Genomic DNA, 15500 nt, shown 5'->3' with positions numbered 1-15500 from the left:
TTCATTTGACCCCTCCACGGCTGATAGTTGCCGAACCGGGTCGATTGCGGTATTCTCCATTCATGGTATCGAGACTCGGTTGGGGATCCTGGACCAGGCATGTGGCGGCTTGTCTGGTCGCGATCGCCGTCCTCCTAACTGGTCTCCCCGTGTCTAGCTTTTGCTGCGCCGCGACGAGCCCCTGTTGTTCGGTCGGGATGGATTCCGCTGGGGTACAGACGCTTAAGCTGGATGCTGGGAAGCGGGATTGCTGCCAGCCGGTCATCAATGGCCAGCCCTTCTCGTACGTCTGGAACCTCGCGCCGCTTCTTGATGGACCGGAGATGGCGATCCTGCCGGCCTCGATGTCGTCCGCGGGCGAACAACCCTCTGAAGGGCAGCTGCCGGCATCAGCGGACGATTTGCGGCCGGATCCACCTCCGACCTACCGTGCCAGTCGCGCTCCACCCGTCTCCTAAACCCTCTTAACTACCAGACTTGTAGCATCAAAGGCACCCGCCACGCGTGGCTTGATGGCATTCGATGTCTTGGGAGCAGAACCATGTTCATTCCGAGGGTCCGATCGGTCAAGTTTCATCAAGCAAGATGCACGCTTCTCACCCTCAGCCTGGGTTTGCTGACGGGGTCAGACGGCTTCGCCGCTTCCTCGCCCGGCGGAGTGGAGCCGGGGATGACCGCGCCGCCTTTTTCCGGCGCCCGGATCGATGGAGGCACGCTTGGGTTGGAGGCGCTTCGCGGTCATGTCATCCTCCTCAATTTCTGGGCTGTAAATTGCCCGCCCTGCCGCATTGAGATGCCCGAGCTCGAAAAGCTCCACCGACGCTACGAACATCGTGGGTTGCGGCTAATAGGGATCACCCAGATGAACCCGGAGCGCGACCAAGTGGCACGCTTCATCCAGGAAATTCGCGTCACCTACCCTATCCTGCTCGACCCCGAGGTGCGGATCGGCGACCTCTACGGAATCGTCGCTCATCCGACGTCCGTGCTCATTGACGCGAACGGCATCGTGCGCTTCGTGAACACCGGCTACCTCAAGGGCGAGGAGAAGGACATCGAGCGGGCGGTCAGGGAGGCGCTGGACGCCGGCGGAAAGCCGCTTCACCCACAGGCGCGTAAACCGTGACGAAGCACACGAGGTCGAGCCCCGGATCCTTGTCCGCCTCAGAGCGCTGTCTCCATGTCGCGGCGATCGTAGGGCTCCTCCTCGGCTCCGCGGCGGTGACCTTCGCCCACGAGCCGCTGTGGGGTGAGACGCCTGCCATCTTCGGGCCGCGCGTGTTCCATCCCGAGATCCGGATAGGGCTCACGCGCCACGGCGGCCCTCCCGGGTCGGACGGCGTGCGTTCGCGCGAGCTCGAATCCGAATACGGCCTGCAATACGGTATCAACCGCTTCGTGAACGTGCGTCTTTCGCTACCCGCCATACAGACGAATCTTGAGGAGGAGGTCGGCGGTATCACTCAACGGACACGGGTGTCCGGCGTCGGCGACGCATTGCTTTCCGTGAAGTACCGCTTCCATCTGCGCCAGGACACGGGGTTTCAAAGGGCTCAGGCACTGATCATCGGCTGGAAGCTCCCGACCGGCGACAGCCACCGACGCGATTCCACGGGCATTCGGCTGCCCCCCGGGGATCAACCCGGCAGCGGCCGCCACGGCCTCGAGATGGGATATGCAGTCGACCGCGAGCGGCTTGTCGATTCGGCCTGGGCCAGCGTCTTTTATACGCATGAGTTCGGCGATGGCTTCCGTCGCGGCGACGCGGTCGAGCTGGATGCGGCGTACGGTCGCTGGATCGTGCGTCCCAACGTGGCGGAGGATCTGGGGATCAACCTGGCAGTCGGAATTCATGCCGAGGCGATGGCAGACGATCGCCTGGAAGGGGCAATCTCGGCCGAGAACGCTCATCAAGTAGCGGGCGTGCAGGTCACTCCGATCATCACCAAAGGTCGAGCCCAGTACCGCGTCGGAGTGTTCGTGCCGTTGTTGAAGAGCGGTGACGAGGAGGAGACGGACTTCAATTACGAAGTGCGTGCCGGATGGGAGATGTTTTTCTGAGAGCCGTCAACAGGAGGAACCTGGAATGCCGGACTTTCGAAGGGTACTTGCGGCAGTGACTTTCGCCGTGCTCTTTTTCGCGCCGGCCGCCGCCGACGTCAAGGGAGTGCGTCTCGGCGTCAAAGGCGCAACGTGAGCGACGTGAGGGTATAGCCTCGTCAAGGGGCTCAAACGCCAGGCTGGCGTTGAAAACGCGAAGCTGTTTCTTGACCCTCCCCATCTGGAGATCATTTTGAAGCCAGGTGCCTGGGTCGAGCCGCAGAAGATGTTGGACGCGATCCGTGATTCGGGGTTCACGCCGGTCCCTGAGGAGATTCGACTCACCGTGACCGGCAGGCTCGATCTGCGACATGACCGTTTTGTCCTCGTGCTGGACCAGATGAAGAATGCGAAGGAGCTACGCCTGTCTCCCGGTTCAACTGGGGACGCTCTAAAAAGAGCTTTGTCCGAAAGCACGTCTCACGCCATCGCGATCCAAGGACGTTGGTTGTCTGAACCGGAGACAGACCTGCTGGTCGAAAAGATTGAGACTCCGACCGGAGCGGCAACCAAATAAAGTTGGGTGCGGAGGGCGCGTTCCAGTGCGGCGTTCAGCGCCACCGAAGGCGCTTAAGCAGCATCAGTCCTGCGCCGAGCAGGGAGAGTACTGCACTGTAGACGAAGGCCGGTCCGGTGCCGAAGGCGGTCCATAGGGCCCCGACGACTACGCTCGATGCCAGGTCCCCGATGCCATTGACGGTCGCCAAACATCCGAACGCCATCCCATGCTGGTCGGGCGAGACCAGCTCAGCGCAGATCGAATCCTCCAGCGTCTCTTCCAGCGCGACGTAGATCCCCCCCAGGGAAAACACGAGAAACAAGGAGCCGACGCTCGCCGGCAGCGCCAGCAGGACGGTGGACATGAGGGCCGCGAGAGCGTACCCGGCGGCGAGCAGCGGCCGTTTAGGACAGCGATCCGCCAGCCAGCCCCCCACGAACGCGAACCCGGCGTACAGGGTGTTGTGCAGCAGATAGAGGCTCGTGGCGATGGCCGCCGCCCTGGCCGAACCGAGGGACGGCGAGAGACGCTGGGCGGCGAAGAGGATCAGGAGAGTGTGGGCGAAGTCTCCGCACCCGAACACGGCCACCGCGACGAGAAACCGCTTGAAGTCGGCCGGGAGCGCGCGCCAGCTTCCGGTCGGCGACAGATGCGGCACCGGCCGGCGATCCCTCTCCTGCACGACCAGAGCGATCAGCGCCGCCGCCACGAGGCCGGGCACAAGGGTCAGCGCGAAGAGCCTGGGATAATTTCCATGCATCGCGGCCAGGAGGGCAACCGCAGTCGCGGGGCCGATGATTGCACCAATCGTGTCCATCATGCGCTCGAAACCGAAGGCACGGCCGTAAGTCTCGGCAGTCACGGCCCCGGCCAGGAGCGCCTTCCGCACCGGCGTTCGAACGCCGCGACCCAGCCACGCGCTGGCGCGCGCCAGGAGGACGTGCCAAGACGCAGTCGCCAATCCGAAGGAGGCCGTACCGATCGCCGTTACGAGGTATCCCACGACCGCGACGGGTTTGCGACGGGGCAAGCGATCTGTGAAGTAGCCGGAGGTCAGTTTGGCGAAGCTCGACAGGCCATCCGACACCCCCTCAATGAGGCCAAGCCACGCCGCCGCGCCTCCCATCGTGGCAAGGAATGCTGGCAGGAGCGTGGTGGCGGTCTCGTGCGACCAGTCGCTGAACAGGCTCGCCAGCCCGATGCCGATCACGGTTCGGTTGAGCCAGGGGAGGGAGGCTGCAGAGCGATTCATGACGCGTCGAGGTCAGAGCCCAGGCGAGAAGAGGTGTCCATCTGGGTGCCCATACCCCTCGAACTCTACGCCACTCCTCGGGCCATATGGACGGGAAAAGGGCAACGAATGGGCCGCCGAGGCTCCGGATGGCTGGTCCGGCGTCCCTTGGGCGAGAGGATCGGGCAAAGCGTGGCGCGTACCGGCTCGTGAGACGTGGAAGTCGAGCCGATCGGGGATGTGCTAGCCTTGGCGGGATGAAAGCGGGATTCCTGGTCCTTCCGTTGCTCTTCGTCGTCGCGTCTTCGGCGCAGGCCGCCGAGCGCGACCCCGTCAAGGATTTCGTCACAGCCTACATCGCGAAGAACAGGATTCCCGGCGTGGCGCTCATGGTGCGCAGGCAGGGCCGGGTCGTCCGCGCGGAAGGGTACGGCATGGCGAATCTGGAGCATCGCGTGCCGGTGAAGCCGGAGACGGTGTTCCAGTCGGGGTCGATGGGGAAGCAGTTCACCGCGATGGCCGTGATGACGCTCGTCGACGAGGGCAAGCTGGCGCTCGACGACCCGGTGTCGAAGTATCTGGACGCGCCGGCCGAGTGGAAGGGGATCACGGTGCGGCACCTGCTGACGCACACTTCGGGGCTGGGGGACTACCCCGAGGACTTCCCGATGCAGAAGGACGCCACCGAGGACGAAGAGCTGAAGATGGCTATGGCGCAGAAGCTGCTGTTCGCGCCCGGGGAGAAATGGTCGTACAGCAACCTGGGCTACCTGACGCTGGGCGTCCTGATCCACAAGGTGAGCGGCAAGTTCTACGGCGACCTGCTGGCGGAGCGCGTGTTCCGCCCGCTGGGGATGACACGGACGCGGATCATCAGCGAGTCGGACATCGTCCCCGACCGCGCGGCCGGATACCGCATCGTCGACGACGAGATCAAGAACCAGGAGTGGGTGGCCCCCTCGCTGAACACGACCGCCGACGGCAGCCTGTATTTCACCGTCCTGGACCTGGCGAAATGGGACGAGGCGCTGGAAGCGGGGAAGATCGTGAGCCGGTCGAGCTACGACGCGATGTGGTCGCCGGTGAGGCTCAACGACGGCAGCAGCGAGCCGTACGGATTCGGCTGGGGGATCCACCGGGCCGCGAACGGACACCGGCTGATCGATCACAGCGGCTCCTGGCAGGGGTTCCAGACGTACATCGGGCGCTATCCCGACGATCGGCTGACGGTGGCGGTGTTGTGCAACATGGCGGGCGCGACGCCCTCCTACATCGCGCGGAGGGTGGCGGGAATGTACGACGCGGCGCTGGTCCCTCCGCCACGCAAGGGCGTGAAGCTCGACGCCGCGAAGGTGAAGCGCTTCGCAGGCGTCTACCGGCTTGAGGAGGACAGGCTCGCGATTGGCGTCCTCGGTCCCGCCGGCCGGCTCCAGGCGAAGACCCAGGGACTATTACGGGACCTGATGCCGGAATCGGAGACCGATTTCTTCGAAGAGGACTCCGACCGGACGTACCACTTCGTCGTGCAGGACGGTGCGGTGACCGGAGTGGAGGTCGCCGTGCCGGAGACGATCGTGTTCAGGAAGGTCGAGTAGCGGCCGGGCCTCGTGAGCGGGGGGATCGCCCGGCTCGAGCGCCGTGGCCGTTCCAGGCGAAGGACCTCAAGGGGCGGCTGCCCCCCTGAACGCTGAAGCCGCCACGAGAAGTCGCGCACCTCCTCGGACTCGTCGGACACGGGAAAGGGGTCGTCCGCCGCGTCCCTTCCGAGATGCGCCCCGAGAAGCAGGGGAACGCATGCCAGGAGGGCCGCGACGGACGCCCTTATTCCCGCGCCGTGGAAATCGACGACCAGGCCCGTGGCTACTGCCCGCGCGCGTGCCAGCAGCCGCCGGGTCCGGTGTACGAGGCCCCCTCGCCCCAGGTGAGCTGGTTCATGCCGTCCGGACCGACCCCCAGATCCTGATAGTCGCCGTAGGGGAAGGCGTAGCCGTTCGCCGTCTTGTAGGGCGCGCCGCTCCCGAGATCCGACGCCCGGATATCGACGCTCCAGGAGGTGCCGCCGTTGGTCGTCCGCTTGTACCAGGTGTTCCATCCGGTCTGGCTCTGCAGCCGGTCGTCCTGCCACGTCACCCGGAAGTCGCCGGCAGTGGTCGGATGCGCCGCGACCGATGGGAAGGCATTGTGCACAGTCGCCGAGGCCACGGAGATCTGCAGCCGCGGCGTCCAGGCCACGCCGTCGGTGGAGGTGCGGATGTACATCTGCTCCGGGACTCCGGGCGTGCTGTTGACGTGGTAGGCGATGAGCAGCTTTCCGGCGCTGTCGATCGCCATGTTCGGCGTCGAGCCGAGGAAGCCCGTGTAGCAGCCGGCCGCCCAGGGGCAGGGCGGCACGTCGCGCGAGGTGTCGATGAGCGTAGCGGTCCCCCATGACGTCCCGCCGTTCGTCGTCTTCCACACCCGGACGAAGGCATCGCCGTTGTAAGTGTTGCCGCTGCTGAAGTCGCTCGTGGCGATGTAGGCGACGTTCCCGTTCGTCGGGCTGATCGCCACCCCCTGGTGGAAGTAGTACCGACTGTCGGTGTTCATCTTGACGGGCGTCGAGAAGGTCTGGCCGCCGTTGTGCGACACGACGGCGTAGGAATCGGACGAGTTGAAGCCGATGTAGACGTGCATGCCGTCGCGGGACACGCCGAGCCACGGGTGATCGTTCCACTGCGGCTTTCGACCCTGGCCCGACCAGTCGATGCCGGCCGACCAGGTGACTCCGTGGTCGGTGGACTTCACGTAGGTCGTGCCGGGGGTGGTGCCGTTCAGGAAGGCGGCGTGGACGTTGCCGCCGATGTCTACCTTGATCTGCGGATCGTATTGCGCCTTGGTCGTCTGCTTCAACCACTGATCCGGCAGCCAGGTGGCACCGCCGTTGATCGATCGTCTCAGGATGATCGACGGCAGCTTGCAGTTGCCGCACGGTTTCGGGCCAGTGTAGCGGGTGATCAGCTGGTAGACGAGGCTGGCGTTGCCGGGATCGACCGCTATCGCGGGCTCCCAGTCATCTTGTCCGCTCGCGGCGGCCTCTGAAAACCACCCGGGGGCGGCTGCCGGGATCGGCGCCAGGGTAATCTCCGTCTGGCCGACGAACGACCTGCCGCTGCCGACCTTGCGCGGCTCGTCCGGCTGCTGCTTCTTCACCTTCCCCATGTCGGCGTCGGAGAGCGCGCAGCCCGCGAAAGCGAGCGATATGGCCAGCATCGGCCAGAGCTTCCACGACGGGACGGTGTTCCGGTGCGAAAAGAGCGAAAAGAGGCTCATCGCGTTCCCTCCTTGGGACGGACGTGCGTGAAGTGCGGACGAGCGGGCTGTGGGCAAAGCAGACGCGTCAGGTTCGCGTTGCAGTCCATGAAACGCTCCCCAAAGAAGCCGGGCTAGTGATGCCACTCTGATGGGGGCATTCTGCACCGGTCGCCACTTTTTTGTCTAGAGGGGTTGTTTCATTTCTGCCGGCGGGCTCCCCCTCGTGCGACGTTGACATACCTAGCACTGCAATGTATAGTGCCGCTATGCACACGAGGATTCGATCTCATGAGCGCGACGCGGCGAGCGAAAGCATGGAGTTCAACAAGGACCTGATCGCCGCGTCCTCGACCCCGATTGTCCTGGCCATCCTGGCCGAAGGGGACAGCTACGGCTATGCCATCCTCAAGCGGGTCCGGGAGTTGTCCGGAGGACGCATGGAGTGGACGGACGGGATGCTCTACCCCGTTCTGCATCGGCTCGAGCGGCTCGGCCACGTCGAGGCGCGGTGGAAAGTTGCGGAGAGCGGCCGACGTCGCAAGTACTATCGGATCACCGCCGGGGGCCGGTCTCAGCTCGCCGAGGAACGCCGGCAGTGGCAGGCGGTGGACGCGACGCTGCGTGGAATCTGGCGGGCGCTCTCCCTTTCCGTCCCGGCCGGTCACCCGACGTCAGCCGCGCCGCTTCCACAGGGAGCCTGAAGAATGCAGGCTTCACCTGACGCGGTATCGCTTGAGGAGCAGATCGACCAATGGCGGAGCTACCTCCGCCGCCGGCAGGCGATTCACTCCGTCGACGTCGCGGAGCTGGAAGACCATCTGCGCGAGCAGGTGGCTGTCCTGGTCGACGCGGGGCTCGCCACCGATGAAGCGTTCCTGGTGGCGGTGAAGCGCATGGGCAACCTCGACGCGCTCTCACGGGAGTTCGCGCGCGAGCACGCGGAGCGTCTCTGGAAGCAGCTCGTCGTCGTTCCCTCCGATTCCGGGGAGCGGGGAGCGCAGGCTCGAACGGAGGCCATCGTCGCCTTCTGTCTTGCGGTGGCGGCGGCCGTGCTCGTCAAAGTGCCGGCGCTCTTCGGGATCCAATTGAACCAGGACGCCGGCTTCTACGCCCGCAATGCGAGTCTCTTCGTGCTGCCCCTCCTGGCCGGCTATTTCGTCTGGAAACGGCGGCTCGACACCCGAACACTCCGCTGGCTCTCCATCGCGTTCGTCGCGGCGGGGGTCTTCGCCAATGTCTATCCGTTCGCCCCCGTCGGCTACACGGAGAGGCTGACGGCGCTGCACCTGCCGATCGCCCTCTGGCTGGTCGTGGGCACCGGGTACGCGGGCGGCCGGTGGCGGCAGGTGGACGGCCGCATGGACTTCATTCGATTCTCGGGCGAGCTCTTCATCTACTATGTGCTGATCGCCCTCGGCGGCGGCGTCCTCACGGGACTCATGGCGATGACCTTCCAGGCGATCGGGATCGACGTCGAGCCCTTCTTGCAGTCGTGGCTGCTGCCGTGTGGCGCGGCAGGGGCGGTCATGATCGGCTCCTGGCTGGTGGAGGCCAAGCAGAACGTGATCGAGAACATGGCGCCGGTGTTGACGCGCCTCTTCACGCCGCTCTTCGCCGCCCTCCTGATCGCGTTTCTGGGCACCGTCTTGTGGACCGGACGCGGAGTCGACATCGAGCGCAACGTGCTGATCGCGTTCGACCTGCTCCTGGTGGTGGTCTTGGGCCTGCTGCTCTATTCCCTGTCGGCCCGCGACCCCCGGTTGCCTCCCGGCGCCTTTGACGTGATGCAGGTCGTGTTGGTGATCAGCGCGCTCCTGGCCGACGCGGTCGCGCTGTGGGCCATCATCGCGCGAATCTCCGAATTCGGGTTCAGCCCTAACCGTGTGGCCGCCCTGGGCGAAAACGTGGTTCTCCTGGTCAATCTGGCGTGGTCCGCCCTGCTATACATTCGCTTTCTGCGCGGGCGCGGTTCGTTCTCGGGTCTGGAACGGTGGCAGACGGATTACCTGCCGGTCTATCTTGTGTGGGCGGCGATCGTCGTGATCGGCTTTCCACCTCTGTTCACATATATCTGATTGTGCCGCACCGTGCGGCGGCTGGACCAAGGAAGGCGGCATCAAGAAGCTGGATGAAATGCCGCAAATGCCGGACACGGTTCGCAGCCTGGCGCCGGGCATCAACGACGACAATCAGATCGTAGGACGCGTGACGATCGCCGGCGTCGGCCGTCGGGCGGTGATCTGGCAGACTCCCACGGCCCCGGTCCAGAAACTCAATGACCTGGCGCCAGGCGCACCGGTCCTCACGATCGCGGCGGATATCAACAACGACGGCAAGATCGCCGGGTACACCGCCGACGGCCTCGGTTCCCTCGCAGTCCCACGCCAGACACACATTCCGCTCGAAACGGCGGGCCGTTGACAGCGGCCCGCCGTCCAAATCTTCTGACCTCCATCGTCCAGGGTCGCCGCAGCTTCTGCGGCACAGCGCGGCGCTAAAGTCCGTGCGGACATAAACCGTCGACTAGATGTGAGAGCTATTCATAACGCAGCGCCACCGCCGGATCGACTCGGGTCGCCCGCCGTGCAGGGAGCCAGCAGGCCGCCAGCGCGACGGCCGCCAGCCCCAGCGCGACGCAGGTGAAGGTCTTCACGTCCGTGGCGCTCGTGCCGAAGAGAAGGCCCTGCAGCACCCGCGCGAGCACGAAAGCCCCGGCCAGACCCGCCGCCACGCCGGCCAGGGTCAGGCGCATCCCTTGCTCCAGGACCAGCCGCAGCACGTCGTGCCGCTGCGCTCCCAGTGCCATGCGCACGCCGATCTCACGCATGCGCTCGGTGACCGTGTAGGACATCACGCCATAGACGCCCACGGTCGCCAGCACCAGCGCCAGCAGTCCGAACAATGAGAGCAGGCGCATGCGGAAATCCGGCTGGGCGACGGACTCGGCGAGCACCCGGTCCATGGTCCGCACGCGGGCGACGGCCTGGTCGCGGTCGATCGCCAGCACGCGCTGCCGCACCGCTGCGGCCAGGGTCAGCGGATCGACTCTCGTCCGGAGCGCCAGGCTCATGAACGGCCAGAAGGGGGTCTGGGCGTATGGACCATAGACCTCGTCCAGGACCCCGGCATCCAGCGCCGTGTGCCGCACGTCCCTGATCACCCCGACGATCTCGCCCGTCCAGCCGTCGAACCCCAGCGTCAGCTTCCGGCCGAGCGCATCCTGGCCGCCGAAATAGCGGCGCGCCACGGTCTCGTTGACGATCAGGACGTGCGGAGCCGCCGCCGTGTCCCGGTCGGTGAAGGGCCGGCCTCGCATGAGCCGGATGCCCATGGCCGCGAAATAGCCCGGGCTGACGGCACGGTATTCCGCCGAGAGCGCCTTCGCCGGATCGGGCGACGCGTAGCCCTCCACCGTCAACGCGTAGTTCATGCTGCCTCCGGCCAGGGGCAAGTGCGTGACGACTCCCGCCGACTCCACGCCGGGCAGTTTCGTGACGTCCTCCACGAGCCTCTGCACGAAGGCGCCGCGTTCCGCGGCCCGCGGGTACCGGACCCGGGGCAGCGAGAGCTCCATCGTCAGCACGTTTCGGGGGTCGAATCCGGGGCTCACGCGCCGCAGGCGGACGAAGCTCTGGATCATGAGCGTCGCGCCGATCAGGAGCACGAGCGCCAGCGCGATCTCGGAGACCACCAGCCCGTTGCGCAGGCGGTTGCGGTGCAGCCCGCCCGCGGAGCCTCGCGAGCCCTCCTGGAGCGCTTCGGTCAGGTTGCCGCGCGAGGCGTGCAGCGCCGGAGCGAGCCCGAAGAGCAGCGCGGCCAGGATCGAGATGATCAGCGTAAAGCCGAGCACGCGGCCGTCGACGCCGATGCCCCCCGATCGCGGGATGCTCTGCGGGATCATCGCGGCCAGCGCGTCCAGGCCCCAGAGAGCCAGGAGCGCCCCCGACGCGCCGCCGCACGCGGACAGCAGAAGGCTCTCGACCAGCAACTGCCGGACAAGGGCCGGGCGGCTGGCGCCCAGCGCGGCGCGGATCGACATCTCGCGCTGCCGCGCCGTGGCGCGCACCAGCAAGAGGTTCGCCACGTTGCCGCAGGCCATCAGGAGGACGAAGCCCACGGCTCCCAGGAGGATCAGCAACGCCGGCCGCACGCTGCCGACGACTTGAGCGTACAAGGGCACGAGCTTGACGCCCGAGCCGACGTAGTCCTTGGGATTGCGCTCCTCGATGCCCCGCTCGATGGCGTCCATCTCGGCGCCGGCCTGCTCGATCGTGACGCCCGGCCTGAGACGGCCGATCACCTGCAGCCAGTGATTGGAGCGTTGCGCGAGGTCTTTCGGATCCAGCGCCAGCGGGATCCACAGCTCGGCCGGCGGATTGCTGAAAGCGTCGAGCACGACGCCGGTGCCTCCCGGAAAATCGAAACCGCGCGGCATCACGCCTACGACCGTTAGGCTGCGGCTGTCGACGGTGATCGGCCGGCCGACGATTCCTGGATCGCCGCCGAATCGTCGGCTCCACAGGCCGTACCCGAGGAGGACCACCTGATCCCGGCCAGGCTCTTCCTCCTGCGTCAGGAAGAGACGGCCCTGGACGGGATCGACGCCGAGCGTCGCGAAGAGATCCGCCGAGACCCGGGTCCCCTGGACCGGCTCGGGCCGCTCGTCGCCCGAGAGGTTGAATCGCGCGTCGAACGTGAACGCCGAGAGGCGCTCGAACGCCCTGCTCTGCCGCCGCCACTCGACGAAGTTCGGCGGCGAGGCGACGTTCTCTTCGTATCCCTGCTTCGGATTGCGTTCCCAGAGCGTGACGAGACGCTCCGGCTCCGGGAACGGCAGGGGCCGCAACAGGACGGCGTCGACGACGCTGAAGATGGCCGTATTGGCGCCGATGCCCAGGGCCAGGGTCACGATCGCCAGCGCCGTGAATCCGGGCTTCTTCAGCAGCATCCGCAGGCCGACTCTCCCATCCTGCAGGATCCATCTCATGGCTGCCCTTCCCGATCCATTCGTCGCAGTGTCCTCCCTGTCGAGTGCAAGTTCCGGACCAGCTCCGCGCGCGCGGGAACGCCGCGATACCGGGCCGCTCCGCGATCCAGGGGACTGAAAGCTCCTGTGGAATTGTCCGCTTGCGGGATCCGCCATTCCGCAACCGGACAGAGGCCGCGGATCCAGCCGCCGCCGGGCGAGAGGCGATCGTCCGGCCTGCGTGGGTTCGACTCCCACCCCCGGCGCCACGTCGTATCAGCGGGAGGTGCCATGGGTTGCTCAGGAGGGTCGGGCTGCCTTAATCTGAACGATCATGGCCGCCTCCGGCCCGGGTGAACAGAAGCGCGTTACAGACGTCGGGGTCCTCAGGACCTACGTCACCCTCACTCTTCTGTCAACGTTCGCGGCCTCGTTCATCTGGGGGATCAACACCTTGTTCCTGCTCGATGCGGGGCTGAGCATCACCCAGGCCTTCGCGGCGAACGCCTTCTTCACGGCAGGCCAGGTGCTGTTCGAAGTTCCGACCGGCGTGGTTGCCGACGTGCTCGGACGACGCGCCTCTTACCTGCTCGGCTCGGCCACGCTCTTCGTCTCGACGCTCCTCTACCTCCTGCTGTGGCGGCTCCACGGTCCGTTCCCGGCGTGGGCCCTCGTCTCGATTCTCCTGGGTCTCGGCTTCACCTTTTTCTCGGGGGCGACCGAGGCGTGGCTTGTCGACGGCCTGAGGTTCGCGAATTACCGGGGGACCCTCGAGGCAGCCTTCGCCAGAGGCCAGATCGCGGCGGGGGTCGCCATGCTCACCGGGACGCTGGCCGGTGGAGTCGTCGCCCAGGCCACCAATCTCGGCGTGCCGTATCTCCTGAGGTCGGTCATGCTCGGCCTGACGTTCGCGGTGGCGTTCGTGTCGATGCGCGACGTCGGCTTCACGCCGAAGAGAAGCGCTTCGATATCGGAGGAGATCCGGCGCATTCTGCGATCATCGCTTCAGCACGGCTTCCGCAACGCGCCGGTGCGCTGGCTGATGCTGGCCGCGCCGTTCAGCGCCGGCGTCGGGATCTACGCCTTCTACGCGATGCAGCCGTATCTTCTCGAGCTCTATGGACGCAGCGGATCGTATGCGGTCGCCGGCCTGGCTGCGGCCATCGTCGCGGGCGCCCAGATCGTCGGAGGAGCCCTCGTGCCCCATGCCGGCAGGGTATTTCGAAGGAGGACGACGCTGCTGCTCGCCGGGACGGTGACGAGCGCGGCCACGCTGGCCCTGATCGGGCTGGTGCCGAGTTTTGTGGCGGCCCTGGCGCTGATGGGACTGTGGGCCGTCGTGTTCGCCGCCACCATGCCGGTCCGCCAGGCGTTCATCAACGGCCTGATACCGTCCGAGGAGCGGGCCACGGTCCTGTCCTCCTACAATCTCCTCGGCTCGTCGGGAGGCGTCATCGTCCAGCCGGCTCTCGGCAGGGCCGCCGACGCGTGGGGCTACGCGACCTCCTACCTGGTCGGCGCCGTTGTCGAGGTGCTCGGACTGCCGTTCATCATGCTCGCGCGGCGCGAGCGCGCCCGCTCGGACCCGATGCAGGAAGACACTCCGCGCCAAGCCTGAAGGCGCGCGGATCTTCGGCGGCGCCGGGTCGAAAGTCCGCCTGAGGTTCGCGCCCACGCGCGGGCGGCCGGGCGGCCTCAGGAGATCTCGACCTGGAGGTCGGTCCCCTCGATGCGCACGCGATAGGCAGGCACCGCGGCCGGCGCGGGCGGCGTCAGGTTCTTGCCGCTGCCCAGTTCGAAGCAGGCTCCGTGCCATGGGCAGATCACGGTGGTCCCCTCAATCGTTCCTTCTGACAGAGGGCCTCCGCGGTGAGTGCAGGTGTCCCCGATCGCATAGAAGGTCCCGCCCACATTGAACAGGGCGATCTTCTGTCCACCCACCTGAACGGCCATACTCTTGCCGGGAGGCAGGTCCGTCACCGCCGCAACTCTTTGGAAAGTGGCCATCGCAATCCTCTAAATTAGCTCGGAGTCTTACACCCGGCCGCCAAGGCTTGTCAACGCCGAGCGAGGCTCATTGCATCAGTGTCCCTCGAGTGCCAGCGTACGGCTCTGGGCCATAACGTCGAGCCCTGTCTTCACCTTGACTCGGAGGATGGACACCGGGGCCTCCCCGGGCGTAAGGTTGCAACGACAGGGACAACCCCATCGGAGGCGACACCGCATTGTCCGACCTGACCCCCATTGTCGCACCGGGCGACTTTCCCGCGAGCGGGAAGAGCGTCTACCTCAACACCGCTTCCGTCTGCCTCATGTACAGCGGCGCCGAGCGGGCGGTGGTCGAATGGACGCACGATCTGGCCGAGAACGGAACGATCCATTTCGACGAGGCCGCCGAGGAGCGGGCTTTCGCGACACTCCACGCATCGGCCGCGCGGTTGTTCAACTGCCGTCCCGAGGAGATCGCGGTCGGATCGAGCGCGACCGAGCTGCTGGCTTCCCTCGCCTGGGCCGTCGCGCCGGCTGCCGGCAGCAACATCGTCAGCACCGGTCTGGAGTTCCCCAGCACGCTCTACCCGTGGGCGCGCGTCGCGCGCCACACGGGAGCCGAAATCAGGCTCGCCGGCATGAAGGGCGATCATCCGCTGGCCGACGATCTGATCGGTCTGATCGATCGAGGGACCGCCGTCGTCTGCGTCTCCGACGTGATGTACAGCACCGGCCGGCGGCTGGACGTGGCGAGGCTGGCTGAAGCCGCGCACCGGAGCGGAGCCCTGCTCGTCATCGACGCAACGCAGTCGGCCGGCGGGATCCCGATCGACGTCGGGGCGCTCGAGGCCGACGCCCTGATCACCGCCTCCTACAAGTGGCTGTGCGGGCCGTTCGGCGTGGCCGTGATGTATCTCGCGCCCCACCTTCACGAACGGCTCGAGCCGGGGCTCGTCGGATTCCGATCCCATGAGCGGATGTGGGATCTGCGCGCCGATCGACTGAAGCTTCCCCCGAACGCCCACCGTTTCGAGTTCAGCACCATGGCCTACGGGTGCGCGCCGGCCCTCGCCAGCTCGATCGATTACCTGCTGCGCCTCGACGTCGGGCGGATCTTCTCCCGGAACAAGAAACTCGCCGATCTCCTGATCGAGGGGTTACGCGAACGGAATGCCGAAATCCTGTCGCCCACGGACGACGGCGCGCGCTCCTCGATCGTCGCAACCCGGTTCGCCGACACGGACGTGCGGATCCTGGCCGAACGTCTGAACGAAGCCGGGATCGTCGTGTCGGCGCGCAGGAACGTCCTGAGATTCTCCCCGCATCTTTACAACGACGCGGAGGACATCCAGCAGGCGCTCACGGCGATCGATCGCTGCCTGACCTGACGACGTTGCCCTGCGCCACCTCCGACATGAGCGCGA

At 66.3% G+C, this 15500-nt stretch carries 13 protein-coding genes; 9 read left to right on the top strand and 4 right to left on the bottom strand.

The genetic code is table 11. The annotated features are described in order from the left end of the window. Positions 1 to 541 precede the first annotated feature (541 nt). The 3 genes from VGV60_10985 to VGV60_10975 all read left to right on the top strand — a co-directional run bounded on the left by VGV60_10985 (position 542) and on the right by VGV60_10975 (position 2617). On the top strand, positions 542 to 1126 hold the full coding sequence (locus tag VGV60_10985) for a TlpA disulfide reductase family protein (protein ID HEV8701784.1): 585 nt from the start codon (positions 542 to 544) through the stop codon (positions 1124 to 1126). Positions 1127 to 1221: 95 nt separating this feature from the next. Continuing rightward, positions 1222 to 2061: a hypothetical protein gene (locus tag VGV60_10980; GenBank protein HEV8701783.1), complete on the top strand. Its 840-nt coding sequence runs from the start codon at positions 1222 to 1224 to the stop codon at positions 2059 to 2061. Between the two features lie 232 nt (positions 2062 to 2293). Beyond that, positions 2294 to 2617, top strand: a complete 324-nt coding sequence (locus VGV60_10975; GenBank protein HEV8701782.1) for a hypothetical protein — start codon at positions 2294 to 2296, stop codon at positions 2615 to 2617. Positions 2618 to 2651: 34 nt separating this feature from the next. On the opposite strand, the gene VGV60_10970 is transcribed toward VGV60_10975, so the two are convergent. Continuing rightward, the gene (locus VGV60_10970) at positions 2652 to 3851 is read right to left on the bottom strand and encodes an MFS transporter (protein ID HEV8701781.1); all 1200 of its coding nucleotides are present in this window, start codon (positions 3849 to 3851) and stop codon (positions 2652 to 2654) included. Between the two features lie 236 nt (positions 3852 to 4087). On the opposite strand from VGV60_10970, the gene VGV60_10965 reads away from it, so the two are divergent. After that, entirely contained in the window at positions 4088 to 5425 is a 1338-nt protein-coding gene (locus tag VGV60_10965; GenBank protein HEV8701780.1) for a serine hydrolase domain-containing protein, read from the top strand. A 265-nt stretch (positions 5426 to 5690) separates the two neighbouring features. Here VGV60_10965 and VGV60_10960 read toward each other — a convergent pair whose 3' ends face one another. Continuing rightward, the gene (locus VGV60_10960; GenBank protein ID HEV8701779.1) at positions 5691 to 7139 is read right to left on the bottom strand and encodes a sialidase family protein; all 1449 of its coding nucleotides are present in this window, start codon (positions 7137 to 7139) and stop codon (positions 5691 to 5693) included. A gap of 296 nt (positions 7140 to 7435) precedes the next feature. Here VGV60_10960 and VGV60_10955 point away from each other — a divergent pair, with 296 nt between their 5' ends. The 3 genes from VGV60_10955 (at position 7436) to VGV60_10945 (ending at position 9542) form a co-directional block, all read left to right on the top strand. Next, positions 7436 to 7822 (top strand): helix-turn-helix transcriptional regulator, encoded by a 387-nt coding sequence (locus tag VGV60_10955; GenBank protein HEV8701778.1) that lies wholly within the window; start codon positions 7436 to 7438, stop codon positions 7820 to 7822. A gap of 3 nt (positions 7823 to 7825) precedes the next feature. Further along, on the top strand, positions 7826 to 9196 hold the full coding sequence (locus VGV60_10950; GenBank protein ID HEV8701777.1) for a permease prefix domain 1-containing protein: 1371 nt from the start codon (positions 7826 to 7828) through the stop codon (positions 9194 to 9196). A gap of 67 nt (positions 9197 to 9263) precedes the next feature. Beyond that, positions 9264 to 9542 (top strand): hypothetical protein, encoded by a 279-nt coding sequence (locus VGV60_10945; protein HEV8701776.1) that lies wholly within the window; start codon positions 9264 to 9266, stop codon positions 9540 to 9542. Positions 9543 to 9657: 115 nt separating this feature from the next. Here VGV60_10945 and VGV60_10940 read toward each other — a convergent pair whose 3' ends face one another. Continuing rightward, complete coding sequence (locus tag VGV60_10940; protein HEV8701775.1) at positions 9658 to 12108, bottom strand: ABC transporter permease; 2451 nt, start codon at positions 12106 to 12108, stop codon at positions 9658 to 9660. 313 nt (positions 12109 to 12421) lie between these two features. On the opposite strand from VGV60_10940, the gene VGV60_10935 reads away from it, so the two are divergent. Beyond that, positions 12422 to 13705, top strand: coding sequence for an MFS transporter (locus tag VGV60_10935; GenBank protein ID HEV8701774.1), 1284 nt, complete (start codon positions 12422 to 12424; stop codon positions 13703 to 13705). Between the two features lie 77 nt (positions 13706 to 13782). Here the strand turns inward: VGV60_10935 and VGV60_10930 are convergent, their stop codons facing one another. After that, on the bottom strand, positions 13783 to 14094 hold the full coding sequence (locus tag VGV60_10930) for a non-heme iron oxygenase ferredoxin subunit (protein HEV8701773.1): 312 nt from the start codon (positions 14092 to 14094) through the stop codon (positions 13783 to 13785). 218 nt (positions 14095 to 14312) lie between these two features. Between VGV60_10930 and VGV60_10925 the strand changes: the two genes are divergently transcribed. After that, complete coding sequence (locus tag VGV60_10925) at positions 14313 to 15464, top strand: aminotransferase class V-fold PLP-dependent enzyme (GenBank protein HEV8701772.1); 1152 nt, start codon at positions 14313 to 14315, stop codon at positions 15462 to 15464. Positions 15465 to 15500 lie beyond the last annotated feature (36 nt).

This window comes from Candidatus Polarisedimenticolia bacterium (genome assembly GCA_036001465.1).
GTDB lineage: Bacteria > Acidobacteriota > Polarisedimenticolia > Gp22-AA2 > Gp22-AA2 > Gp22-AA3.
Note: the sequence above shows the minus strand (reverse complement) of the source record. Positions and strands in the feature narration are given on the sequence as shown.

Coding starts and splice junctions, on each gene's coding strand:
- VGV60_10985 (HEV8701784.1), top strand. CDS start 542: ATGTTCATTCCGAGGGTCCGATCGGTCAAGTTTCATCAAGCAAGATGC.
- VGV60_10970 (HEV8701781.1), bottom strand. CDS start 3,851: ATGAATCGCTCTGCAGCCTCCCTCCCCTGGCTCAACCGAACCGTGATC.
- VGV60_10965 (HEV8701780.1), top strand. CDS start 4,088: ATGAAAGCGGGATTCCTGGTCCTTCCGTTGCTCTTCGTCGTCGCGTCT.
- VGV60_10960 (HEV8701779.1), bottom strand. CDS start 7,139: ATGAGCCTCTTTTCGCTCTTTTCGCACCGGAACACCGTCCCGTCGTGG.
- VGV60_10955 (HEV8701778.1), top strand. CDS start 7,436: ATGGAGTTCAACAAGGACCTGATCGCCGCGTCCTCGACCCCGATTGTC.
- VGV60_10950 (HEV8701777.1), top strand. CDS start 7,826: ATGCAGGCTTCACCTGACGCGGTATCGCTTGAGGAGCAGATCGACCAA.
- VGV60_10945 (HEV8701776.1), top strand. CDS start 9,264: ATGCCGGACACGGTTCGCAGCCTGGCGCCGGGCATCAACGACGACAAT.
- VGV60_10940 (HEV8701775.1), bottom strand. CDS start 12,108: ATGAGATGGATCCTGCAGGATGGGAGAGTCGGCCTGCGGATGCTGCTG.
- VGV60_10935 (HEV8701774.1), top strand. CDS start 12,422: ATGGCCGCCTCCGGCCCGGGTGAACAGAAGCGCGTTACAGACGTCGGG.
- VGV60_10930 (HEV8701773.1), bottom strand. CDS start 14,094: ATGGCCACTTTCCAAAGAGTTGCGGCGGTGACGGACCTGCCTCCCGGC.